This window comes from Kribbella sp. NPDC026611 (assembly GCF_040638345.1).
In the GTDB taxonomy this organism is placed as follows: domain Bacteria; phylum Actinomycetota; class Actinomycetes; order Propionibacteriales; family Kribbellaceae; genus Kribbella.
Window position 1 is genome coordinate 926,036 of record NZ_JBEZYC010000001.1, and the last position, 23,008, is coordinate 949,043.

Annotated in this window: 24 protein-coding genes; 10 read left to right on the top strand and 14 right to left on the bottom strand. The window is 68.7% G+C overall.

Features of this window, described 5'->3' with window-relative positions; all coding sequences use genetic code 11:
* The first annotated feature begins 7 nt into the window (after window positions 1–7).
* The 3 genes from AB0E69_RS04645 (at window position 8) to AB0E69_RS04655 (ending at window position 1,984) form a co-directional block, all read left to right on the top strand.
* Window positions 8–940, top strand: a complete 933-nt coding sequence (locus AB0E69_RS04645) for a dihydrodipicolinate synthase family protein (protein WP_360139470.1) — start codon at window positions 8–10, stop codon at window positions 938–940.
* Between the two features lie 30 nt (window positions 941–970).
* A complete protein-coding gene (locus tag AB0E69_RS04650) occupies window positions 971–1,681 on the top strand; it encodes an FCD domain-containing protein (protein WP_360139473.1) in 711 nt (236 codons plus the stop codon).
* Window positions 1,682–1,786: 105 nt separating this feature from the next.
* Window positions 1,787–1,984 (top strand): hypothetical protein, encoded by a 198-nt coding sequence (locus AB0E69_RS04655; protein ID WP_360139476.1) that lies wholly within the window; start codon window positions 1,787–1,789, stop codon window positions 1,982–1,984.
* Between the two features lie 59 nt (window positions 1,985–2,043).
* On the opposite strand, the gene AB0E69_RS04660 is transcribed toward AB0E69_RS04655, so the two are convergent.
* The 4 genes from AB0E69_RS04660 to AB0E69_RS04675 all read right to left on the bottom strand — a co-directional run bounded on the left by AB0E69_RS04660 (window position 2,044) and on the right by AB0E69_RS04675 (window position 7,345).
* A complete protein-coding gene (locus tag AB0E69_RS04660; protein WP_360139479.1) occupies window positions 2,044–3,684 on the bottom strand; it encodes a DNA repair helicase XPB in 1,641 nt (546 codons plus the stop codon).
* A gap of 82 nt (window positions 3,685–3,766) precedes the next feature.
* On the bottom strand, window positions 3,767–6,034 hold the full coding sequence (locus tag AB0E69_RS04665) for a helicase-associated domain-containing protein (RefSeq protein WP_360139482.1): 2,268 nt from the start codon (window positions 6,032–6,034) through the stop codon (window positions 3,767–3,769).
* Complete coding sequence (locus AB0E69_RS04670) at window positions 6,031–6,543, bottom strand: AAA family ATPase (protein WP_360140399.1); 513 nt, start codon at window positions 6,541–6,543, stop codon at window positions 6,031–6,033. Before AB0E69_RS04670 ends, AB0E69_RS04665 begins: the two co-directional genes overlap by 4 nt.
* Window positions 6,544–6,562: 19 nt before the next feature.
* Complete coding sequence (locus tag AB0E69_RS04675) at window positions 6,563–7,345, bottom strand: GNAT family N-acetyltransferase (protein ID WP_360139485.1); 783 nt, start codon at window positions 7,343–7,345, stop codon at window positions 6,563–6,565.
* Window positions 7,346–7,452: 107 nt separating this feature from the next.
* Here AB0E69_RS04675 and AB0E69_RS04680 point away from each other — a divergent pair, with 107 nt between their 5' ends.
* Complete coding sequence (locus tag AB0E69_RS04680) at window positions 7,453–8,223, top strand: alpha/beta hydrolase (RefSeq protein WP_360139488.1); 771 nt, start codon at window positions 7,453–7,455, stop codon at window positions 8,221–8,223.
* Here AB0E69_RS04680 and AB0E69_RS04685 read toward each other — a convergent pair.
* Window positions 8,213–8,590: a DUF427 domain-containing protein gene (locus tag AB0E69_RS04685; protein ID WP_360139491.1), complete on the bottom strand. Its 378-nt coding sequence runs from the start codon at window positions 8,588–8,590 to the stop codon at window positions 8,213–8,215. The two genes, AB0E69_RS04680 and AB0E69_RS04685, sit on opposite strands and share 11 nt — an antisense overlap.
* A gap of 58 nt (window positions 8,591–8,648) precedes the next feature.
* Here AB0E69_RS04685 and AB0E69_RS04690 point away from each other — a divergent pair, with 58 nt between their 5' ends.
* Together AB0E69_RS04690 and dmpI are read left to right on the top strand one after the other, a co-directional pair.
* Entirely contained in the window at window positions 8,649–9,518 is an 870-nt protein-coding gene (locus tag AB0E69_RS04690; RefSeq protein ID WP_360139494.1) for a LysR family transcriptional regulator, read from the top strand.
* A gap of 45 nt (window positions 9,519–9,563) precedes the next feature.
* Entirely contained in the window at window positions 9,564–9,788 is a 225-nt protein-coding gene (gene dmpI / locus AB0E69_RS04695; RefSeq protein WP_360140402.1) for a 4-oxalocrotonate tautomerase DmpI, read from the top strand.
* Here the strand turns inward: dmpI and AB0E69_RS04700 are convergent, their stop codons facing one another.
* From AB0E69_RS04700 to AB0E69_RS04715, 4 genes are all read right to left on the bottom strand, one after another.
* A complete protein-coding gene (locus AB0E69_RS04700) occupies window positions 9,789–10,559 on the bottom strand; it encodes a metallophosphoesterase (protein WP_360139497.1) in 771 nt (256 codons plus the stop codon).
* Window positions 10,560–10,578: 19 nt separating this feature from the next.
* A complete protein-coding gene (locus AB0E69_RS04705; RefSeq protein WP_360139500.1) occupies window positions 10,579–11,814 on the bottom strand; it encodes an Nramp family divalent metal transporter in 1,236 nt (411 codons plus the stop codon).
* Window positions 11,815–11,869: 55 nt separating this feature from the next.
* On the bottom strand, window positions 11,870–12,631 hold the full coding sequence (locus tag AB0E69_RS04710) for a hypothetical protein (RefSeq protein ID WP_360139503.1): 762 nt from the start codon (window positions 12,629–12,631) through the stop codon (window positions 11,870–11,872).
* A gap of 123 nt (window positions 12,632–12,754) precedes the next feature.
* Window positions 12,755–13,375 carry an SIMPL domain-containing protein gene (locus AB0E69_RS04715; protein ID WP_360139506.1) on the bottom strand — a complete coding sequence of 207 codons (621 nt, stop codon included), beginning with the start codon at window positions 13,373–13,375 and terminating at the stop codon, window positions 12,755–12,757.
* Between the two features lie 245 nt (window positions 13,376–13,620).
* Between AB0E69_RS04715 and AB0E69_RS04720 the strand changes: the two genes are divergently transcribed.
* Window positions 13,621–14,556, top strand: coding sequence for a DUF6454 family protein (locus tag AB0E69_RS04720; protein ID WP_360139509.1), 936 nt, complete (start codon window positions 13,621–13,623; stop codon window positions 14,554–14,556).
* Here the strand turns inward: AB0E69_RS04720 and AB0E69_RS04725 are convergent.
* Window positions 14,549–16,012: a restriction endonuclease gene (locus AB0E69_RS04725; protein ID WP_360139512.1), complete on the bottom strand. Its 1,464-nt coding sequence runs from the start codon at window positions 16,010–16,012 to the stop codon at window positions 14,549–14,551. The two genes, AB0E69_RS04720 and AB0E69_RS04725, sit on opposite strands and share 8 nt — an antisense overlap.
* A gap of 180 nt (window positions 16,013–16,192) precedes the next feature.
* Between AB0E69_RS04725 and AB0E69_RS04730 the strand changes: the two genes are divergently transcribed.
* Both AB0E69_RS04730 and AB0E69_RS04735 read left to right on the top strand, forming a co-directional pair.
* Window positions 16,193–17,824, top strand: coding sequence for an AMP-binding protein (locus AB0E69_RS04730; RefSeq protein ID WP_360140405.1), 1,632 nt, complete (start codon window positions 16,193–16,195; stop codon window positions 17,822–17,824).
* A 48-nt stretch (window positions 17,825–17,872) separates the two neighbouring features.
* Window positions 17,873–18,502, top strand: a complete 630-nt coding sequence (locus AB0E69_RS04735) for a hypothetical protein (protein WP_360139515.1) — start codon at window positions 17,873–17,875, stop codon at window positions 18,500–18,502.
* Here AB0E69_RS04735 and AB0E69_RS04740 read toward each other — a convergent pair.
* Entirely contained in the window at window positions 18,499–19,422 is a 924-nt protein-coding gene (locus AB0E69_RS04740; RefSeq protein ID WP_360139518.1) for a LysR family transcriptional regulator, read from the bottom strand. The genes AB0E69_RS04735 and AB0E69_RS04740 overlap by 4 nt on opposite strands.
* Window positions 19,423–19,471: 49 nt before the next feature.
* On the opposite strand from AB0E69_RS04740, the gene AB0E69_RS04745 reads away from it, so the two are divergent.
* Window positions 19,472–20,620: an MFS transporter gene (locus tag AB0E69_RS04745; RefSeq protein ID WP_360139521.1), complete on the top strand. Its 1,149-nt coding sequence runs from the start codon at window positions 19,472–19,474 to the stop codon at window positions 20,618–20,620.
* Here the strand turns inward: AB0E69_RS04745 and AB0E69_RS04750 are convergent.
* From AB0E69_RS04750 to AB0E69_RS04760, 3 genes are read right to left on the bottom strand one after another with little or no spacing between them, the layout of a single operon-like run.
* A complete protein-coding gene (locus tag AB0E69_RS04750; protein WP_360139524.1) occupies window positions 20,594–21,541 on the bottom strand; it encodes a R2-like ligand-binding oxidase in 948 nt (315 codons plus the stop codon). The genes AB0E69_RS04745 and AB0E69_RS04750 overlap by 27 nt on opposite strands.
* Window positions 21,538–22,131, bottom strand: coding sequence for a TetR family transcriptional regulator (locus AB0E69_RS04755; RefSeq protein ID WP_360139527.1), 594 nt, complete (start codon window positions 22,129–22,131; stop codon window positions 21,538–21,540). The genes AB0E69_RS04750 and AB0E69_RS04755 overlap by 4 nt, the downstream gene beginning before the upstream one ends.
* A 55-nt stretch (window positions 22,132–22,186) precedes the next feature.
* Window positions 22,187–22,852, bottom strand: a complete 666-nt coding sequence (locus AB0E69_RS04760) for a TauD/TfdA family dioxygenase (RefSeq protein WP_360139530.1) — start codon at window positions 22,850–22,852, stop codon at window positions 22,187–22,189.
* Window positions 22,853–23,008: the final 156 nt, after the last annotated feature.

Here is a 23,008-nt window from a genome sequence, read left to right on the forward strand (position 1 = left end):
AGAACCCTTGACCGCATCCGCCCAGCTGACCGGCGTCGTACCGCCGCTGGTCACGCCGCTCACCCCTTCGTACGACATCGACACTGCCTCGCTGGCCAGGTTGATCGAGTACCAACTGACCGGGGGTGTGGACGGGGTGTTCGTGCTCGGCACCTCCGGCGAAGGCACCTTCCTGACCGACGAACAACGCCAGCTGGTGCTGGAGACGACTGTGGCAGAGGTGGCCGGCCAGGTGCCTGTGCTGGCCGGCGTCATCGACACATCCACCAACCGGGTCGCTCCGCATGTTTCTGCAGCACTGAAGGCCGGCGTGGACGGCTTAGTCGCCACCGCACCTTTCTACGCAGCCACGCACTCCACCGAGATCGAACGCCACTTCACCCGCCTGTCGGAGCTAGCCGGCGACACGCCCCTCTACGCCTACGACATCCCGTCGCGTGTAGGCACCAAACTGCCCGCATCTCTCCTCACAGCTCTGGGTGAGCAGGGCGTGATCGCTGGAGTAAAAGACTCGTCCGGCCAGGAAACGTCGTTGCGGGAGTTGGTGCTGTCGCGCCGTGAGGCCGGCTTGGATTTCGCGATCATGACCGGCTCCGAGGTCACGGTCGACTCAGCGCTGGCCTTCGGCGTCGACGGCGTCGTACCAGGTCTCGGCAACGTCGACCCGGCCGGTTATGTGCGGTTGTTCCACGCGGCCGCCTCGGGCGACGCGGCGACCGCGCGATCCGAGCAGGACCGGCTGTTCAGGTTGTTCGAGATCATCGACGTCGCGGACCGGTCGCGGATGGGTGCGAGCTCGGCGGCGCTCGGTGCGTTCAAGGCCGGGCTCTACCTGCTGGGCGTGATCGACTGCCCGCTGACGGCGTACCCCTGTATCCCGTTGAGCGAGGCGGAGATCGACGGCGTCCGGCCATACCTGGACCGCGCCGGATTACACTGAGCGATCCATCGTCAAAGGGGAGGGGCCGGCGTGACAACGGGTGGGCTCGGCCGGGCACGCGGTGCGGCGGGGAATCAGACCTTCATCCGGGACGCGATGAAGTCGTACATCCTCGAGCGCGGGCTGAAGGCGGGTGACCCGCTGCCCAACGAGCAGGAGTTGATGGCGCAGCTGGGAGTCGGCCGGCACCCGCTGCGGGAGGCGATGAAGGCGCTGCAGGCCGTTGGGATCATCGAGATCCGGCACGGGTACGGCACGTACGTCGGCGAGGTCTCGCTGCAGTCGCTGGAGGACGGCCTCGCCTTCCGCATGTCCCAGTCGATGGCCGGCGATCTCCGCGACGTCCAGAACGTCCTGGAGGTCCGCCAGGCCATCGAGGTCGGCCTGGCCGACGAGGTCGTCCGCCACTTCGAGCAGCACGGCTACGACACGCTCGAACCCATCGTCCAACGGATGGAAGCGAAGGCTGCCGAAGGCAACTACTTCCCCGAAGAGGACTGGGCGTTCCACCAGGCGCTCTACGAGCCGTTGGGCAACGCCCTGGTGATCGACCTACTGTCCGTCTTCTGGCGAACCTTCGCCCAGGTCGACGCCCGCCTCCCCGGCGCCCGCTACACCCCCACCGACGCCGCCACCTGGCACCGAGACCTCCTGCAAGCCCTCGAATCCGGCGACCCCGCCGCCTTCGCCCACTCCATGAAGTCCCACTTCCAAGGCATCCACACCCGCCTCGACAGCTGACACCTTTCGACCCAGACCAAAAGGTTGTGGCAGGCAACGGCCGGTCAACCTCGTGCGTCCTACCGTGGAACGACGGGAGAACGAACGAGAGGACGGCAGCCAGACATGGCGGACAACGACGAGCAGGCGCACCACGCAGCCCGGCTGCACCGTGACCAGACCGACGCCGCAGCCAAGGCGGCACAGCAGAAGGTCGATGACGGCAAGAACACTGGTAACCGTGCCTTGGCGGACGAAGGCCGAGGTGAGCGCCACGACGCGCGCCACCAGGGTCGCCGCGATGGCGGCGAGGTGCAGCGCTGACGGTCGGAGGTGATCACCGGCTCGTACGCTGGTGATCACCCCTCTGCTTCTTTTCTTCTTTAGGCGAAGAGGTTTTCGGCGTCCACAATCGTGTACGCGTAGCCCTGTTCGGCGAGGAAGCGTTGGCGGTGGGCGGCGAATTCGGCGTCTACTGTGTCGCGGGCGACGATGGAGTAGAAGCGGGCGGTGCGGCCGTCGTTCTTCGGGCGGAGGACGCGGCCCAGGCGCTGGGCTTCTTCCTGGCGGGAGCCGAACGTGCCGGAGACCTGGATGGCGACCGACGCCTCCGGAAGGTCGATGGAGAAGTTGGCGACCTTGCTGACGACCAGGCGGTCGATCTCGCCCTCGCGGAACGCACTGAACAGTCGCTGCCGTTCGCGGACCGTGGTCTCGCCCTTGATCACCGGGCACTCGAGGCGCTCGCCCAGCTCGTCCAGCTGGTCGATGTACTGGCCGATGACGAGCAACGGCTCACCCGCGTGGTGCTCGGCGATCCGCCGTACCAGCCGGGACTTCGCCGGCGTGGACGCGGCCAGCCGATAGCGGTCCTCGGGCTCGGCGGTCGCGTACACGAACCGCTCGGTCTGCTCCAGGTCCACCCGCACCTCGATGCAGTCGGCGGGCGCGATCCAGCCCTGCGACTCGATGTCCTTCCACGGTGCGTCGTACCGCTTCGGACCGATCAGCGAGAACACGTCGCCCTCGCGCCCGTCCTCGCGGACCAGCGTCGCGGTCAGACCGAGCCGCCGACGGGTCTGCAGGTCCGCGGTCATCCGGAAGATCGGCGCGGGCAGCAGGTGTACCTCGTCGTACACGATCAGGCCCCAGTCGCGGGCGTCGAACAGCTCCAGGTGCGTGTAGACACCCTTCCGGCGCGTTGTCATCACCTGGTACGTCGCGATCGTCACCGGCCGGATCTCCTTGCGCGCACCGGAGTACTCGCCGATCTCGTCCTCGGTCAGGGTGGTCCGCTTGAGCAGCTCGTCCTTCCACTGCCGCGCGGACACGGTGTTCGTGACGAGGATCAGCGTCGTCGCGGACGCCTCCGCCATCGCCGCCGCGCCAACAATCGTCTTGCCGGCACCACAGGGCAGTACGACGACACCGGAGCCGCCGTGCCAGAACGACTCGGCCGCCTGCTGCTGGTACGGGCGCAGGTCCCAGCCGTCATGGTTCAGCTCGATCTTGTGCGCCTCGCCGTCGACGTACCCAGCCAGGTCCTCAGCGGGCCAGCCGAGCTTCAGCAGCGTCTGCTTGAGGTGGCCGCGCTCGGACGGGTGCACCACGACCGTGTCGTCGTCGAGCCGCTCACCCAGCATCGGTTTGACCTTGTTGCTGCGCAGCACCTCCTCCAGCACCGGCCGGTCGGTCGTGACCAGCACTAGACCGTGCTGCGGGTGCTTCTCCAGCCGCAGCCGCCCGTAGCGGTCCAGCGTCTCCGCGATGTCCACCAGCAACGAGTGCGGGACCGGGTAGCGGCTGTAGCGCAGCAGCACGTCGATCACCTGCTCGGCGTCGTGCCCCGCGGCCCGGGCGTTCCACAACCCCAGCGGCGTCAGCCGGTAGGTGTGCACATGCTCCGGCGCCCGCTCCAGCTCCGCGAACGGTGCGATCGCCTTCCGGCAGTCACCCGCATCCGCATGCGCGGTCTCCAACAACAAAGTCTTGTCCGACTGAACGATCAACGGCCCGTCCGTCACCCGCACTCCAATCCTCGCCCCGACCCTCCATTGTGCCTGCTCCCGCCAAACACCAAGCGTGCCCCGGGGCGGCCCTAGCCGGCTACTCGACGGGGCGGGCTGCGGAGATGCGGTGCAGGGCGTAGGTGCGGGGTTGGTCGGTGGCCTCGTCGTAGGCGGTGAGCCAGCCGTCGGCGACCCGGACCGGTTCGACGAAGCGTTCGTACGCCGTGCCGTTGTGGTCCACGTAGGAGATCCACGTGCGGGAGTGCGACTCGGCCGCGTTGGTGAGGACCGCGATGGTTTCGGACGGGGTGGTCAGGGGCTCGTCGTCGGGGCGGTCGGCGGCTACTCGGTCGCCGGCGCGGACCCGTTCGATGACCGCCTTCACCTGGTCGTCCGTCAGGTCGAACGCGCTCTCGGAGAAGTCCCGGCTAGTACGGCGTCGGGTTGCCTTGCTACGTCGCGCCGAACCAGTCACGTGCAGGGCACCCTCGAAGGTCTCCGCCAGCGGTGCCAGGCCGGCATCACGCAACCGGCTCAGCACGATGTCCGGTGGCGACGGCGACACCACGACCGTCGGCGCCAACCGCTGGAACCGCACACCGGGCAGGTTAGAGCTGAGGAGCTCCGTCAGCACGGTCTCGTCGTCACAGCGCAGGTACGTCGACGCCGTACCGAGCCGCAGTACTCCGTGGCGTCGGGCAACGTCGTCGATCAGGTACGTCAGCGGCTGCGGCACCGGAGTACGCGAGTGCTCGGCCAGCCACGCGTGCAGCTGCGAGGCGGTCCGTCCGAGGTCGAAAGCGCGTCGCACCGAGCTCTCGCTGAACCGGTAGACCGCAGCGCCACCGTGTGACTCGACGTTGGCCATCGCTGACAGCTCGTCCTGCACTGCCCGCACCAACGGACCAGGAGCGACCGCAGTCAGGTCGGCCTGCAGCAGTACCTCAGACACGGGCTCCGGCATCAGTGGACCGATCGCCTCGGCCAGGTCGTCGGCCGCCGGCTCTGCGCTCAGCAAGGGGTGTGCGTGCGTCGCCAACGCCCCAAGGCCAGTCAGCCCGAGCAGGGCCGCCTCAGTGAGCGTCCACTCGACTAGGTCGTCGCGGAACTGGCCACCGCGCCGCGGCCGGTGCCACGCCACCCAGGTCACCACGGCTTGCGCTGCCGGCGCAGTCCCGGCGCCAGCCTCGTCCAGCGCCCGCAACGTCAGCGTGCGAATCTCTGGTGCGAGCAAACGCTCCAGATCCGGGGCCAGCGCGTTGATCAGCCGCTCGCGAGCAGCCGCAGTACCGCCGCCGCTGTCGCGGCGACCGATCAGACCGATCGCGCGCAGTCCGGAGAACCACGCGATGACGAGCTGCGCCCACCGGTGCGCCAGGTCCAGCTCGAGCCAGTCGTCGTACGTCGACGTCGGCGACCAGACCTCGCTGGTCCCGACCTCGACCGTCGCAACCAGGCCGGCCGCGTACGCGAGCTCCAGCACCGCAGCAGCGGTCTGCTCTTCGGCCCCGATCTTCCCGGCGAGGCTGCGCAGCTCACGCACGCCCAAACCACCGGTGCGCAGCACGGGTGGAGGCTCGGTGCCGAGCTGCTCGAGCCCGCGATCCACCAGCCCCAGCAGGTCGATCGCAGCGCCGGCGGCGGCGCGGTCCGCGATCGACACCTTCTTGCCGTCCAACGGAGGAGGCACCGGCCGAGTCGACGCCAGCACGCGCCCGCCACGCAGGTGCAGACCGATCTGCCGCGGCAGCACGACGGTGTTCGGATCCTTCGGTACGACGAGACCGCGCGCGAGCAACCGTTCCACCGGCGTCCGCGCGGACGCGATCGTCACCGGTCGCTCGGCCTTCTCCACCGAGCCGGTCGGCGGACCCCAGGTCAGTTTCTCGAGCACAGCGCGCGCATCCGGGCCGGCCTCGTCGATCAGCTTGTCCAGATCGCCGAAGTGCCGGGTGGTCACCGGACCGAGCCCGGCCGGGGTCGGACCGAGCAGCTCGTGGACGGCGCGGATCGGGCGCAGGTCGTCCTCGTCGCCCCACACGAGCGCGAGGTCCAGCAACTGAGCCACCCGTGGCCGCACGACCTCTACCGGTTGGTCCACACCTCGAGCGAGCGCCTCCAGGTCGACCGGCTCGGGCAGTGCGGACAGCGACTCGAGCAGGTCCACCCCGAACTCGTCCAGCCGGTTCACCGCCCGCGCAGCCGACGCATTGCTCGTCGCCCGCGCTGCCAGCTGACTCGTGTCGGACGGAATCGGCATGCCCAGGTCCGGCCGGCGCCGGAGCAGCTCACCGAGAGCAGCATCGTCCCAGGTCCGCAACGCCTCAGCGAGGGTGCGTGGGCGGTTCTGCTCGCTCGTGCTCATCCTTCCAAAGGTACGGCCCCACAGCCCATCACCCCAAGATCACCCACAATCCGCCCAACCGTCTCCCCCACACTGCTACCCACACCGACCACCTGCTGCTCCACCCCAACCAGCAGATCCCGCTCCCGATACCACTCCCGCATCATGCCTGCAGACACCCCTGGCATGTCCCGAGTCCCGTGCCGCCGGACGGTCTCCTCGAAGGGGATGTCGAAGTAGTAGTGCAGGGTCAGCCCGGCATGGTCGGCAGTCAGCCGACGCAACGTGTCGCCGTACCGCTGCGCGTTGAGGATCCCCTCCAGCACTACGTCGTACCCGCGGTCGAGGATGTAGCGGACGTTGGTGTCGATCAAGCCGATGTTCACGCCGTCGGCGACGTCCTTCTCCCACAGCACGACGCGGCGGAGGTGGTCCTGCTCGACCCAGGCCGTGCCGCGGCCCAGGCGTTCCCGCAGAGCCCGGGCCGTCGTGGTCTTGCCGGAGCCCGAGTTGCCGCGCAGGACTATCAGGCGGGGGTCGGGCTACCGGTCATTCTGCGGCGCCGGCGTGGCCTATGCGGTGGAAGCCGACGCGTTCGTAGACGGCTGCTACGGCGTCTGACTCGGCGCTGAGGAGGACCAGGTCTACGCCGTGGTCGAAGGCGTGCTGGACCAGGGTGGAGGTGACGGCAGCGGCCAGGCCGCGGCGGCGGTGGGTCGGAAGCGTGGCAACGCCCACCACCTCGGTGGCCTTGTCGACCGGCTGGTGGGAGCCGCTGGCGACCATGCCGTCTTCGGTGAAGGCGGCCGCGGTGACGGTCACGCCGCGCTGGGCTCGGTCGAGCAGGCCGGTCACCATGTCCGCCGAGGTCTCGGCCGCGGCAGCGTCGCGCTCGGCAGGACCTGCCTCGCCGATGGCTGTGCCCGGGCTGCTGAAGCCCAGGTTGGCGACCGCACGGGCCTGGCGGACGGCGTCGGCGGTGGCAGGGAGGATCTCGCAGCGCGCGTCGGCAGTGACCGGGCGGAAGTCGTCCCGCTCGAGCACCAGCAGCGGGTGCTCGACCACGCTCAGGCCGGCTGCCGCAGCGGCCGGTCCGAGCGACGGACAGGTCTCCACGACCCACTCGAAGCTGCAGGGGATCTCCAGCTCGGCACACCGGTCGCGAACCAGCGCAACGTCGTCAGGAGTGATCGTGACCCCGGAGCCGGGGACCGGGCGCGCGTAGTACGGCCAGATCGTCGTACTGCGGAACAACGTGAACGGACCGACCTGCTCGGCAACAGAACCGGACAGCGGGACCGTGTGGAGGTAGGTGTCGACTGTGCTGATCATCGCGACGCAGTGAATCACCCCGACCGGCTCATCGGCCAGCGGATATGTCGAACCGGCCGCGACGGCTCCGACGTACCTCCGTCAGCATCGACAACAAGGAGCCACAGATGCAGAAGGTCACCTCGGCCGACGGTACGACGATCGCGTACGAGCGCCTCGGCAGCGGGCAGCCGGTCATCCTCACCGGCGGCGCCCTCTGCGACCGCGGCGCACTGCGGCCACTGGCCGAGCAGCTCGCGCCGGACTTCACCGCGATCACCTACGACCGCCGCGGCCGCGGCGACTCCGGCAACGGCACGCCGTACTCCGTGCAGCGCGAGGTGGACGACATAGCGGCCCTGCTCGACGCCGTGGGCGGTACGGCGGCCGTCTACGGCCACTCGTCCGGTGCAGGGCTCGCTGCGATCGCTGCGAGCACCGGACTGCCGTTCAGCAAGGTCGTGCTGCACGAGCCGCCGTACGGACCGGACGACGTCGACTCCTCCGAGGACGGCGGTCGCGTGCTCGAGCTGATCGAGCAGGGCCACAACCGGGAGGCCGTGGAGCTGTTCCTGATGATGACGGGCTTACCGAAGCCCGACGCGCTCGCCACTGCGGCGCTGCCGGGCGTGGCTGAGCTGGCACCGACCCTGGCCTACGACTTCGCCGTCATGGCGCACGGCACTAACGGCGGTGGCACCCCGGTCGAGCTGCTCGCGACCGTCAAGCCGGAGACCCTCGTGCTGGCCGGGACGGCCTCAGCACCGTTCATGGTCGACGCCGCGCACCGGATCGTGAGCATCCTGCCCACGGCCCGCTACGCCGACCTCCCGGACCAGCACCACGTAGTACCACCGGAGCTCCTGGCCCCGGTCATCAAGGACTTCCTCAGTCGGTGACGATCTCGATCGTCACCTTGTCCGGGTAGAACGCGACGTGCTCGCGGATGTCCGCGACCGCGTCGTACGGCTGCTCGTAGGTCCACACCGCGTTCTCTCCGTCCGCCCCGGCGGGGAGGAGGCTGTAGTAGGACGCGTCGCCCTTGTAGGGGCAGTAGGTCTCGTGGGACGTGCGCTCGAGCTGCGTGAAGTCGACGTCCTTGCGCGGGATGTACTGCACCGCCGGATAGTTCGCCTCCTGCAGCGACAGCGCGTCCCGGGTGTCCGCGATCACCTGGTCGCCGAGCTTCACCACTACGCGGTCCGGGTTCTTCCCGACGGTGATCGGGTGGTCCGGGCCGGGAATCTTCACAGTCTTGTCCGCCATAACGATCAACAACCCGGGGCCGCCCGGACCCATTCCCCGGATCGGCCATGATCATCAGATGGAGCTACGGCAGATCCAGTACTTCGTCGCCGTCGCCGAGGCGCTGAACTTCGGCCGCGCCGCCGAGCAGCTCGGCATCGGCCAGCCCGGCGTCAGCCAGCAGATCGCACGGCTCGAACGGGAGCTCGACGTCCTCCTCTTCGACCGCTCGGCCCGAGCCGTCCGCCTCACCGAAGCCGGCCAACGCTTCCTCCCCGCAGCCCGCGCGGTACTGTGCGCCGCAGACGAGGCCCGCGCCGCAGCCACCGGCACGGCCCGTCGAACCCTCCGCCTAGGCACCAGCACCGGACTGGGGGAGCGACTGGAGACCGTGGTCGCGGAGCTTTCGTCAAAGGGACTGCACGTCGACCTGGTCAGCACCTCCACCCGCAGCCGCCTGGACCGAGTCAGAGCCGGCCAGCTGGACGCAGCCTTCGTCCGGGGCATCGACGAAGCCGCCGGCCTCGAGTTCGTCCCGGTCTGGGATGACCAGCTCCTCATCGCCCTACCTGCTTCGGTAGCCACCGAGGAGGTCGCACTGACCGACCTGCGCGACCTCCCGCTCCGCATCACCGATCGCCGCACCAACCCACCCCTGGTCGACCTGGTCATGTCCGCCTGCGCCGCGGAAGGCTTCGAGCCGGTCCTCGGCCCACGCTCCAGCAGCCTCCAGGACACCCATGCCGCGATCGGTGCCGGTGCACCGAGCTGGACCGTCATCTACGAGTCCCACGCCCGCCTGCTTCGCGAGGGCCGCGTGGTCTACCGCAGGTCCCGGCCGGCGCTCAGCCTGACGACCAGCCTGGCCGTGCCCGCCGGTACGACGATCGGCGGCGACCTCGCCGTACTGCTCGACGCCTGTGCCAAGGCGTCCGATCAGTTCGAGTGATAGCTCCGCATCGGATCTCTGTCTCGTTCGCAGCGGCCGGCACGACTGGAATGGAGGCACAAGCCACCGAGCGAAAGGAAAGATCCGATGCCCGTCGTCACCGTTCTGCAAGGCCCGCGGACCCCGGAGCTGAAGCGCGAGCTGGTCCAGCGCGTCACCGACGCCTTCGTCGACAGCCTCGGCGTACCGGCCGAGAGCGTCCAGGTCTGGATCCAGGAGACCCCACCGGAGAGCTGGGCGGTGGGTGGCACGCTCACCGCCGACAAGTAGTCAGCTCAACGGCTCGAGCTCGACCACCAGGCAGGGGCCGCCGTCGAAGGCGCCGCCGTCGATGCCGAGGACCAGGTCGTCGGCGTACAGGTGCGGGCCGGTGAGGAACCGCGGGTCGATCCCCAGTTGGTCGGCCACGATGCTGTGGCCGTGGACGATGCGGCGGCCGCCGAGGTGGTGCAGCAGGCTGCGCGCGACCTCGGGGCCGCTCGCGCCGCGGAACGCGTAGCGGGACGTCATCCGGCGCCAGATCTCCCACCACACCTCGATGTCGTCGGTGTGCAGCTCCGCGTACGCCGCGGCGTTGATCTCGTCGAGCGTGTCACCCCACTCGACGTACTCCGTGGTGTCGGAGTGCATCAGCAGGTGGCCGGCGTCCGCCCCTAGCACCGGTTGCTCGATCAACCAGGCGACGTCGTCGTCGGTGAGCAGCTCCTGGTCGCGGTCCTGGCCACCGTTGAGCGCCCAGGAGCGCTCGAAGCTGCGCAGGCTGATGCCGTCGTGCGGGACGAAGTCGTCGCCGAACTTGTGCATCCCGAGCGCGAGGATCTCATGGTTGCCGAGCAGCATCCGGACCGCGTCGTCCGGCGCCTGCTCGAACAGGCCGCGGACGTAGCGCAGTACGCCGATGCCGTCCGGGCCGCGGTCGAAGAAGTCGCCGAGGAACCACAGGCGGGTGTCGTCGGCGGTCCAGTTGCCGTCAGCATCGGTCAGTCCAGCCGTGTGCAGTGCGGGGACCAGCTTCTCCAGGTGGCCGTGGATGTCGCTCACGGCGAACACCCGGGTCACGTCATCCCCGCACGGTCAGCACGATCAGTACGACGTTCAGGGCCGTGACGGCGGTGGCGACCAGACATGCCGCGAGAGTAGTCGCAGCACGGTTGACGAAGCTGCCCATGACGCGCCGGGACGAGGTCAATCTCACCAGCGGCCACAGCGCACACGGGATCCCGAAACTCAGCACAACCTGGGAAACCACCAGCGCCCGGCTCGGGTCGATACCGATCGCCAGCACGACGAGAGCGGGTACGAGCGTGACCAGCCGGCGGACCGAAAGCGGTACGTGGCGGTGCCAGAACCCTTCCAGGATGACGGAACCGGCGTACGTCCCCACGGAGGACGAGGCGAACCCGCTGGCCAGCAAGGCGAGCGCGAACAGCAGGGCGGGGAGCTGGCCGAGCCGGTCGCCGATGGCAACGTGTGCGGCGTCCAGCGAGTCAGCGCCGGTGCCGTTCAGCGCTGCGGCAGCCAGCACGACCATGGCCAGGTTGACGGCTCCGGCCAGGGCCATGGCGACGGCGACGTCCACGCGGGTGGCACGCAGTACCCGCGACTTGCCGTCCTGGGAGCGGATGGTCTTCCAATGACGGTCGGTCACCAGGGCGCCGTGCAGCCAGATGGCGTGCGGCATGACGGTCGCGCCGAGCATGCCGGCGGCGAGGACCAGCGACTGCGTCCCGTCGAGGCGAGGCACCAGCCCGGCGACCACATCGCTCCCGGACGGGTCGGACTTCACCGTGGACACGACGAAGCCGAGCAGTACGACCGCGAGCAGTCCGATGATCGCTGCTTCGAACGGCCGCTGCCCGCGCTTTGACTGGTAGATGAGGAGTGCGAACGACACCGCACCGGTGACCACACCGCCTAGCAGCAGCGGGAGGTCGAACAGCAGGTTCAGCGCGATCGCACCACCAACGACCTCAGCGAGGTCGGTTGCCACCGCTACGAGCTCGGCCTGGGCCCAGAGACCGGTTGAGGTCGACGGCTTGAAGTGGTCGCGGCACAGCTGCGGCAGCGTGCGTCCGGTGGCGATGCTGGCCTTCGCTGCGAGGTACTGCACCAGGACCGCCATCAGGTTGGCGCCGACGACCACCCAGCACAGCAGGTAACCGTAGGTAGCCCCGGCGGCGATGTTGGTCGCGAAGTTGCCCGGATCGACGTACGCAACTGCTGCAACAAAGGCCGGTCCGAGCAGTAACAGCCCGGACCGGTTCAGTTGCCGCCTGAGCGGTGCCGGTGCGTACATGAGAGAAGTCTCTACGACCGCACCGACAACGCAAGCCCTGTTCTGGTTTTGAGACTCAGGCGCCGGCCTTGGCGGTCCCCAGCACCTTCTGCGCCTTCTCGGCCGCGGCCGTCGTGGCGCCCTCGAGGCCGGACGGGTCGTCGACGTTGACCGCGAGTACGACGTCGTCGAGTCCGGTCACCGCGAAGGTGACCTCCAGGCCCTCGAGCGGCCCACTGGTCGCCGAGAAGCGGACGGCGACGGGCGTGGTACCGGCAGCCGGCGCCGACACCTCGGCCACCTGCATCGGCGAGGTCCCCTCCCCGGGGATTGTCAGCTTGACCTGGTGGCAGGCCCGGATCGCGGCCTTGGTCGTCGCCAGCAGCTTGGTCACCTCGGCCGGTGACGCCATCGCGGCGAGATCTTCCTCGACGAACGGTCCCTGCTGGCCACCCGAGAACAGCCGGGTCACGCTCGCCTTGGCGCCCGGTGGGGTCTGCGCGTTGAACAGTGTGACCAGCGTCTTGCAGCGCGAGTTCGACCAGGACAGCCGGCTGCCGTCGTCGCTGTTGTCCGGGTCGATGGCCAAGCCGGGCGGGAGGTCTGCCAGCGCGAGCAGCGCCTTGGTCAGCTCCGCCTTGGTCCGCACCTTGGGCGCGGGCGAAGGCGTGACCACTGGCGTGCTGCTGCTCGGCGGGGTGCTCGGAGTCGGCGTGGTGGCCGGCGTACTCGAAGGTGTGGAGCTCGGGCTGTTGGAGGCGCTCGGCTTGGATCCGTTGCAGGCGGTCAGAGTGAGCGCGAGCCCAGCAGTGATGGCAGCAGCGATGAAGGGACGCATGGTGGTTTCCTCCCCAGGAAGTGGGCATAGCAGGGCAAATTGCCGACCAGACTTCCCGGCGCACCTGCTAGGAGGATACGGGCGCTTTCGCCCGGTGACGAGTAACTTTCGTGCAACGGCGCGTCAGGCCCAGGCGAAGTGAACCTGCAGGGAGACCTCGACCGTGTTGTCGCCGGGGGCGAGGTTGAGGGCGGAGTCGTAGGCGCCCTTGCCGGCCGACGAAGCCTGGAGCCGGATGGGGAAATGGCCTTGGGTTTCCTCGATCGCGCTGACGGAGCCGAGGGAGAAGCCGGCCAGGGCGGCGAGCTCGGCGGCCTTCTCGCGGGCTTGCTGGAAGGCGAGTTCGCGGGCCTGGGTGAGCAGGGCGGTCTTGTCCTCGATGTCGAACTGGAGACCCTGCAGGGACAGGCTGTTGCCGGCGGCATCGACCGCGGCGTTCAGCATCCGGCCGAACCCGGTCAGGTCCTTGGTCTCGATCGTGATCGTGTGCGAGGCGCGGTACGCCGGCTCGCTCGCGCCCGGCTCCCGGTACTCCTGGTAGACGTTGACCGCACTGGTCCCCAGCTGCGACCGCTCGACGCCCTGGGCCTGCAGCGCCGCGATCACCGCGTCCATGTGCTCACCGACATGGGCGACAGCCGCCGCCACGTCCGGTGCCGTCCGCTCGACGCCGAACGTCACCCGCAGTACGTCCGGTGCCGCACTGACCTGTCCTGACCCGACCACGCTCACCCCAGTGTCCATGCTGGTCAGTCTGACATCACCTGGGCGTCACCTGGGTAACGCAGACTGCAGCGTCGATTCTTAGGTCGTGTCTGGTGATTCCCCGCCTACTGCGCTGCACTCGGCACGGCACCTCGGCGCACTGGTGCAAAGGGCAAGATGCTCCGCATCTAACCCTTCGCCCCAGCACGCCGAGCTACCGCACCGAGCACATGCTCGCTACGGCGCGGAATCACCAGACACGACCTAGTCGCGAGGAGACCCAGATGCGCAGTCGAGTGCTGATCACCACCGCCCTGGCCGGTCTGTTGCTGACCGGACTGACCACCGCCGAGGCCGCCGGCCGGGACTCCGACGTCACGCGGGCGTTCCAGGCCACTGACCGCAGTACGCCGTGGTCACTGGTGGAGCGCGTGCCGTTGCAGTTCCCGACATACCACCCCCAGGGGATCGCGGTGGTGGGGGACCTGATCTTCCTGACCAGCGTGGAGGTGCTGGAGGCGCCGGCGAAGTACCCGGTGCCGGTGGACGGGTACGACCGGACCCCTGGCAAGGGGATCGGCCACCTGTTCGTGCTGGACCGCCAGGGGCATCTGAAGAAGGACATCCGGCTCGCTGACGGTACGGCGTACCACCCGGGCGGGCTGGACTTCGACGGGAAGGACCTGTGGGTCCCGGTCGCGGAGTACCGGCCGAACTCGCGGGCAGTGGTCTACACGGTCGACCCGCACACCTTCAAGGTCACCGAGCGCTTCCGGGTGCGGGACCACGTCGGCGGCCTGGTCCGCGACCGCACCACCGGCCTGGTCCACGGCGTCAGTTGGGGCTCCCGCACCCTGTACGCGTGGACCCCCACCGGCCGCCAGGTGGAGAAGGCAGCCAACGAGTCGCACCTCCTCGACTACCAGGACTGCGACTACGCCGCCCGCGGCAAGCAACTCTGCGGCGGCGTCACGACCCTCCCCGGCCCCAACAACACCACCTACGACCTAGGCGGCCTGGCCCTCCTGGACCTCCACACCAACCGCATCCTGCACGAGATCCCCTTCCCCTACTTCTCCCCCACCACCAACCACAGCGCCACCCGCAACCCCGTCCACCTCGAAACCACCCCCACCACCCTCCGCCTCCTCACCGCCCCCGACGACGGCGAAAACCCCGGCGGCACCGAACTCCAGACCTACGAGGCCCCGCTCAGCTAGCGCGGCGGATTATTCGCGCGGGGATGTTGTGGAGGTGGCAGAGGGAGAGGAGGGCGGTGCCGTCGATGAGTTGGAGGGGTTTGCCGGTGGCGAACTGGTAGCTGGTGGGGCCGAAGCCGCTGGTGGTGATGAGGATGCCTTTGGTGGCGCCGGCGTCGACCACGGTGCCGAAGAGGTCCCGGACGGCTGAGGGTGGGACGGTGCGGGTCCAGAGTTTGGCTTGGACCACGAACTTGCCGCCGGTGATGGGCCTGGGGTCGTAGGCGACGCAGTCGATGCCGCCGTCGGTGCCGCGGCGGAACAGGCGGGTTTCCAGGCCCATCCTGGTCAGCAGGTTGTGGACCAGGTGCTCGAAGGACTCGGGGCTGAGCTCCAGCAGGTTGGGCCGGGCGTCGATCTCGCTGATCACGTCGACCGCCTCGATCGTGCGCGGGTCGGTGAGGTCGAACTCGAGCACCGGCTCCACCGGCTGCAGCTCCTCCGGGTGCCGCGACACCTCCGCGGCGAAGTAGTGACGCACACAAGCCACCGGATCCAACTGGTCCAGCACGAGCGCCTGGAACTGTTCCCGCGTTGCCCGCAACGTGATCAGACACGGCCGGACCGTCTGCCCGGTGGTCAGATCCACCGACTCGACCATCCCGTTGAACACCACCGTGTCGACCACGCCGTACCGGTCGCTGCCGAACAGCAGATGCAAAGCCCGCAACGCCAACTGCGCCACCAGTTGCTGGTAGAGCCGCCGCAGCTCCAACGGAACCCGCGGTACGGCGAGCACTGCATCCACCGACCGGTCATAGCGGTACGACGCCTCGGCCGGTACGACGCTCACGTCCGGCAGGTCCCACTCGACCGCCAGCAACGTCGACTCGGGCACGTACCCGACGCGGCGCCGCTGTGGGAAGTCGAGCGGCCCCGGCAACCGGTCCAGCGCTTTGGTGAAGTACCGCGTCACCGCGGCACGGTCGCGACTCTCCACCGCGCGTTCGTACGCGTCGATCCGCGCGTGCTGCTCCGCGGTCGCCTCGTTCAGCCGGCGCTGGTGCTCGACCTGCTCCCGCAGCGCCCGGGAGACCCGCTCGCGGCGGGTCTCCTCGGCGGCTCGGTGCCGCTCGATCGCCTCGGCGAACCGGTCCTCCGCGTCGGCGAGTCGACGCGCGAACCGGCGCTCGGCGCCCCACCAGCGGAAATGACCCGGCGGCTGGGGCACGAACGCATCCCAGACAGGTCCGGGATGCGCGTCGAGATCGGCCGGCGACCCGGTCGGTGGCGCCCGTCGCGGCGCGCGTTTCAGGGTCTGCAGATCGGTGCCGTGGACATCGACAGCCAGCGCGTCGGCCAGGATGTTGCCCAGGACACGGACGCGCTCCTGCACCGCAGCGGTACGTTGTGCCGCCTCGGCGGTTCGCCCGGGCGGACGGTCGCTGCGCGCGTGACCTTCGACAGCTCGGCCCATCGCCTCACACCTCTCCGAACCAATGTAACGGTCCAACCACGCTGTGCGACCGATATGACGGAGAGTTGGTAAGGACATTGCTTGCCGTCCACCCCCTGTTTCCTGCCGCACGTGCACCTGCACACACCGCTGAACCGCCCAGCACGTAGGGACTTGCAGCACTACGGACCTGAGGTGACGATGACTTCCATGAGCCAACCGTCGTACGCGTCCGGTGTGTCCGAGGTTCCGTTGCTGGGCGAAACGATCGGCCAGAACCTCAGACGCACGATCGCGACGTACGGCGATCACGAAGCCCTGGTGGAGGTCCAGACCGGAAGGCGCTGGACGTACGACGAGTTCGGCGCCGAGGTCGAACTGGTCGCGCGCGGCCTGCTGGCACGGGGAATCGCGAAGGGCGACCGGGTCGGCATCTGGGCGCCGAACCAGGCCGAGTGGACGATCACGCAGTACGCGACCGCGTTGATCGGCGCGATCCTGGTGAACATCAACCCGGCGTACCGCACCCACGAGCTGTCCTACGCGCTGAACCAGTCCGGCGTCCGCATGCTCGTCTCCGCGACCGAGTTCAAGACCAGCAACTACCGCGCGATGGTCGACGAGGTACGCAAGGACTGCCCGGCGCTGGAGGAGACCGTCTACCTCGGCACCGGCGACTGGGACGCGCTGCGCGACGACGCTGCGCGGATCAGCGCCGCGGATCTCAGCGCCCGCGAGGCCGAGCTGTCCTTCGACGACCCGATCAACATCCAGTACACCAGCGGTACAACGGGCTTCCCGAAGGGGGCGACCCTCAGCCACCACAACATCCTGAACAACGGCTTCTTCGTCACCGAGACGATCGCGTTCACTGCCGACGACCGGCTCTGCATCCCGGTGCCCTTCTACCACTGCTTCGGCATGGTGATGGGCAACCTCGGCTGTACGACGCACGGTGCCTGCATGGTGATCCCGGGCCCGGCGTTCGACCCGGCGGCGACGCTGAAGGCGGTGCAGGACGAGCGGTGCACCGGGCTGTACGGCGTACCGACGATGTTCATCGCCGAGCTCGGGTTGCCGGATTTCGCCGAGTACGACCTGACGTCGTTGCGTACCGGCGTGATGGCCGGATCGCCGTGCCCGGTCGAGGTGATGAAGCGGTGCGTCGCCGACATGCACATGGCCGAGGTCGCGATCTGCTACGGCATGACGGAGACGTCGCCGGTGTCCACGCAGACGCGCCGCGACGACGACCTCGACCGGCGTACGTCGACCGTCGGCCGGGTGATGCCGCATGTCGAGGTGAAGCTGGTCGACCCGGTGACCGGGCTCGTGGTCGAGAGGGGTGAGCCGGGGGAGCTGTGCACCCGTGGGTACTCCGTGATGCTCGGCTACTGGGACGAGCCGGAGAAGACCGCCGAGGCGATCGACCAGGCGCGCTGGATGCACACCGGCGATCTCGCGACCATGCGCGACGACGGGTACGTGAACATCGTCGGCCGGATCAAGGACATGGTGATCCGCGGCGGCGAGAACGTGTACCCGCGGGAGATCGAGGAGTTCCTCTACACGCACCCGTCGATCGCCGACGTGCAGGTGGTCGGCGTACCGGACGAGCGGTACGGCGAGGAGCTCTGCGCGTGGATCAAGCTCAAGGCCGGCGCGGATCCGCTGGACGCGGCCGCGGTCCGCGAGTTCGCGACCGGGAAGCTGGCGCACTTCAAGATCCCGAAGTACGTGCTGCTGGTGGACGACTTCCCGATGACGGTCACCGGCAAGATCCGCAAGGTCGAGATGCGGGAGCGGTCCGTGGAGTTGCTGGGGCTGTCGTGAGTACGCCGCTTTAAGGAATTCTGAAGGGCGATCCGCACGCTCGACGGCATGCGATCAATCGTCAAGAAAGCTACGGGCGTCGGTGTGCTGGCCGCGTCCATCGTCACGATCGGCGCGGTGGCGTCGGCGGCTGCGCCGGAACCGACCATCAGCGCCTGCGTCGGCAAGCTGACCGGGCTGGTCCGGGTCATCGATCCCACGAAGAACCAGACCTGCACCACACTGGAGAAACCGCTCACCTGGAACCAGCGTGGCGTCCCAGGCCCCGCGGGGGCTGCCGGTCCTGCTGGACCTGCGGGGGTTGCTGGTCCAGCCGGTCCGGTCGGTCCAGCCGGTCCTGCTGGTGCAGTCGGTCCCGCTGGACCTGCGGGACCTGCTGGAGGTGACGACGTGTTGTGGGGGAAGGTACAGACACGGGACGGCGACAACGACTGGTACACGGTGACCGTCGCCAGTCAGCGCCACGTGACCGGCGCCCTCATCCGAGGGGACTTCCACTACCGGGTGACGTTCGACCGGCCGGTCGACCAGTGTGCGGCGCAGGTCACCCCGGTGGGCGACTCGTACGGCGCGGTCAGCAGCTTCGGTCTGCCGACGAACGAGCTCGACGTGGCGCTCTACATCCAGGGCTGGGATCCGCCGGTAGCCGGCAGCTTCTCGATCACCGTCAACTGCTAGGGCGTGTCGATCAGGTGCCCGGCGAACGCCTTCAGTGCCGCGGTGTCCTCGCTGCGGCGCCAGACCAGGGCCAGTGCTGACTCGGGGAGACCGGTGATCGGGATGCTGACGATGTCGGCGCGGGGGTTGCTCTCGGCCGTGGCCCGGCAGACCAGCAGCCCGCCGCGGTCGGCGGCTACCAGGGACAGGCCTTCCTGACGCGTGCGTACTTCGGGACCGCGGTGGATGAGCGCGCCGCCTGGAGTCTGCGTAGGCGCCTGTGCGTGCCGCCAATAGCCAGGGGCTGGTCCGGCGATGGCGATCAGGGTCTCGCCGGCCAGCTCCTCGACGTCGAGCGATGCCTGCTCGGCCAGGTGGTGGCGAGTGGAGATGGTCAGCGTCTGCGGATGCCGCGAGAAGATCGGACCGACCACCAGGTCGTCCTCGGCGACCGGCAGCAGCACGACCGCCGCGTCGAGCTCGTCCCGGCGGAGGGCGCCGAACGGGTCGTTGAGCGGGAGCTCGGCGACCTCGATCAGGCAGTCGGGATTCGCAGCCTGGAACACCGAGACCGCGGTCAGGAACTCGTCGCTCGGCGCACCCTGGAACCCGACCCGGAGCTTGCCCTTCAGACAGGTCGCGTACTCGCGGGTGCTCTCCACCGCTCGCTCCAGCGCCGCGTACGCCGGGCGTACCGCGGTGAGCAGCTCCTTGCCGAGCGGCGTCAATGCGACGCGGCGGCTCGTGCGGTCGAACAGCGGTCCGCCGATCCGGCGTTCCAGCGACTGGAGCAGCTGGCTGACGCGGCTCTGCGAGAGGTAGAGGCGCTCCGCCGTACGCCCGAAGTGCAGCTCGTCGGCCAGCACCAGGAAGCACTCCAGCTCGCGGATCTCGAGCGTCACGGCGTACCTCCGATCGATGAGCTCAGCTAATCCAAGCATGACCACATCGTCGTTGTTCCGCACCCTTGCGGTGCCGCTCACTGGAGGTATGACGACGACCTACGCAGTCCGCACCCGGAGCTGGGCGCCCGCTCTGACCATGGCCGCAACAGTCTTCACCGTGGTGACTGCTGAGATGCTTCCGGTGGGCCTGCTCACCCCGATGAGCGAATCCCTTCGGGTAACAGAAGGCACCGCGGGCCTGGCGCTGACAACCACGGGCGTCGTCTCAGCCCTGGCTGCCCCAGTGCTTCCGTTGGTCCTGGGCCGAACCGATCGGCGGACAGTCCTGGGCGGACTGCTGGTTCTGCTCGCCGTGGCGTCGTTCGTTGCCGCTGTCACCCCGTCCTTCACCATCTTGCTTCTGGCCCGGATCTTGATGGGCATCTCGATCGGCGGCGTCTGGCTCTTCACCGTCAGCCTCGCCCGTCGCGTTGTGCCGGAGCACGCGGCCGGCCCGGCCACGAGCCTCATCTTCAGCGGCATCGGAATCGCTTCTGTGCTTGGCATCCCGGCCGGCGTCTACATCAGCGAGGCCATCGGTTGGCGCTGGGCGTTTGTCACCATCGGACTAGTTTCAACCGGACTAGTTGCAGCTGTCGCCTTCCACCTACCTCCGCTCGCCGCCGAGCAACCAGTGCGCCTCGAAGACGTCGCGCAGGTCCTCAAGCTCAAGCAGCTCCGCGTCGGCCTCGCCCTGATCGCGTTGATCGTGACCGGCCACTTCGCGGCGTACACCTACATCCGCCCGCTGCTGGAGCCGACCACCGGCCCACTGCTGATCGGTGCAATGCTCCTCGCGTACGGCGTGGCCGGCATCCTCGGCAACTTCCTGACCGGCGCTCTGCGACCGTCCAAAGCCCTCATGCTCATCGCGGGCGGCATAGCCGTCGCCACCGCAGCCATGCCGCTCGCCACCAATCTCGCCAGCGCCCTGGTCCTCCTGCTGCTCTGGGGCCTCGCGTACGGCGGCACCAGCGTCAGCACGCAAGCCTGGGGACGCGCCGCGGCACCCAGTGCCCCCGAAGCGTCATCCGCCGTACTCGTTGGTGTCTACAACGGATCCATCGCACTGGGTGCCTTCACCGGCGGCCAGGTCGCCGACCACCTCGGTACGACGACCGTCACCTGGCTTCCCGCAGTACTGGCGACTGCGGCTCTGGTCGTGCTGCTAGCGAACCGCCGCCAGCGCAGCTGAGTCCTCGTCGCCGAAGGTGTCCTCGAGCTGCTCCGGCGAGTAGTCCAGATCGATCCCGGCCACGTCAGCGCCGACCGCCGACTCGATCGCCCCGAGTCGCCGCGTGGCGCGGTCGCCGGCGTACGTCATCAGTGCGGTCGGGTTGATCTCCGGCGGGAGGGCGGGGGAATTGTCCAGCGCCCACTGGATCTGCACCAGCGCGTGCGGGAGGAGCTCCTCCATCGTGTCGGTAACGACTTTCCAGTTCGACGCGTCCGCGGCGACGTGCCGGCGGCAGGTGAACGTGCCCCAGGCCATGTGCCGGCGCTCGTCGTCCCCGATCCGCCGGATCAGCTCCTGCATGCCGGGCAGTACGCCGCGGGACGTGCAGAGCAGGTTCCACGCGTGGTACCCGGTCAGCGCCAACGTCCCTTCCACCACGTGGTTGTAGGTGACCGAGGCGCGCACCTGGTTCGCCGGTGACGGGTCGTCGGCCAGCGACTTGAGCGAGACAGGCAGCGCCTCGTAGAAGATCGCGCGGTACCCCGGGTTGTTCTCGACGTACCGGTGCAGGTCCTCGGTGACGCCGACCGCGTCCAGCCAGAGCCGGAAGACCGCGGTGTGCTTTGCCTCCTCGAAGCAGAACTGGGTGAGATACATCTCGTCGCCGAACCGGCCCTCGGCCGCCATCGCCTGCAGGAACGGCTGCAGGTCCTCGGTCACCGCCTCCTCGCCGGCGATGAACTGGGAGCAGAGCATCAACGCGTTGTCCTTGTCGTTGTCGCTCAGCTCCTGCCAGTCCTTGGTGTCCTGGCTGAAGTCGATATCGCGCGGGTTCCAGAACTTGCGGTTCCCCTTGTCGAAGAGCCGCAGCGGCAGCGCGTCCCAGTTGAAGCCGCCGGACTTGAGCGAGTTGAAGCCGGTGCGGTGGAGCTCGTTCATGCGTGCTGCCTCCTGCTCTCGGTGAGGAAGGGTGACAGGACGCGAGCCAGCTGCGCGGCCACGGCCGCCGGTGGAGGGCCCGGCGTGACGATGTGGCTCAGGACGACGCGTAGCGCGACGTCGACGCAGCTGGTCGCGTCCTCCGCCGGCACCTCCGGCCAGTGCTCCCGGACGTGGGCGTCCAGGCGGAGGTGGGCCAGCTCCAGCACCTGCTGCCCCCGTGTGGTCAGCAGCTGACTGGCCTGGTCCGACCCCGGCTGGCTCAGCGCCGCCTTCACCAGCGGGTTCTCGCCCGCCAGTGTCAGGGCCCGCTCGACTGCGGCCCGCAGGCCGTCGATCGGGTGCGGCTGCTCGGCGAGCGCCGCGTTCACATCCAGCAGGAACCGCTCGGTCTCGCGCGCCGCGACGGCCTCGAGCACGCCCCACTTGTCGCCGAACTCGTTGTAGACCGTCTGCCGCGAAACCCCGGTGCGCCGAGCCACGTCCGCCATCCGCAGGCCGTCGTACCCACCGGACTCGATCGCCTGCTGCGCGGCGTCCAGCAGCTCGTCGCGCAACCGCCGCTTGGTCCGATCGGCGAACGAGTCCATGGGCACGATGGTTTACAGATTTGCTCCAGATGTCAACTGTTCAGACAGTCAAAGATCAGTTGTCAAGTGACGAGAAGTGTGACGCGTCACCGGTGCGCGGAGTACTCCGGACGCCGTCGACGCTGACCGGGATCTCGCCGGCGAGCGTGATCCGGTGCAGCCGACGCGGCTGGTCGTCGTAGTCCGCAACGCCGTAGTGCTGGGTCGCGCGGTTGTCCCAGATCGCGAGGTCGCCCGGCTGCCACTGCCAGCGGACCGTGTTGTCGAGATTGGTGATCCGGTTCTGCAGGAGCTGGAACAGCGCGGTCGTCTCGGCGGAGCTGAAGCCGACGAAGCGCCGGACGAAGTGCCCGAGCACCAGCGACCGCTCGCCCGTCTCCGGGTGCACGCGGACCACGGGGTGCTCGATCTCGAACCGCTTGGACTCGAACTGCTGGTGGTGCTCTTCGTACTTCACGTCGACCCCACCGATCCGCCCCTGGTCCGCGTGCCCGGCGTAGTCGTACACGTTGCTGTGCACCGCCCACAGCCGGTCCACGAGCGACTGCAGTGCCGGTGGCAACTTCGCGTACGCCGTCACCGTGTTGGCCCACGTCGTTGCACCGCCGTACGCCGGCAGCGTGACGGCCCGGAGCAGGCTGATCGACGGGATCCGGTCGACGAACGTGACGTCGGTGTGCCAGCCGTTCGCCTTGCTGTAGTCGGAATCGATCGGCAGCACGTTCGCGGCGCCGTCCAGCCTTTTCGAGGTCGGGTGCGCGAGCGTCGATGACTCCTCACGGTCGGTTATCTCCTATAATCCGACTGAATTAGTAGAGTTAACGGCCGTTTCGGGATGCGAGACCCGGGCTCCGGGCCGAGCACGTAGGGTTGGGGA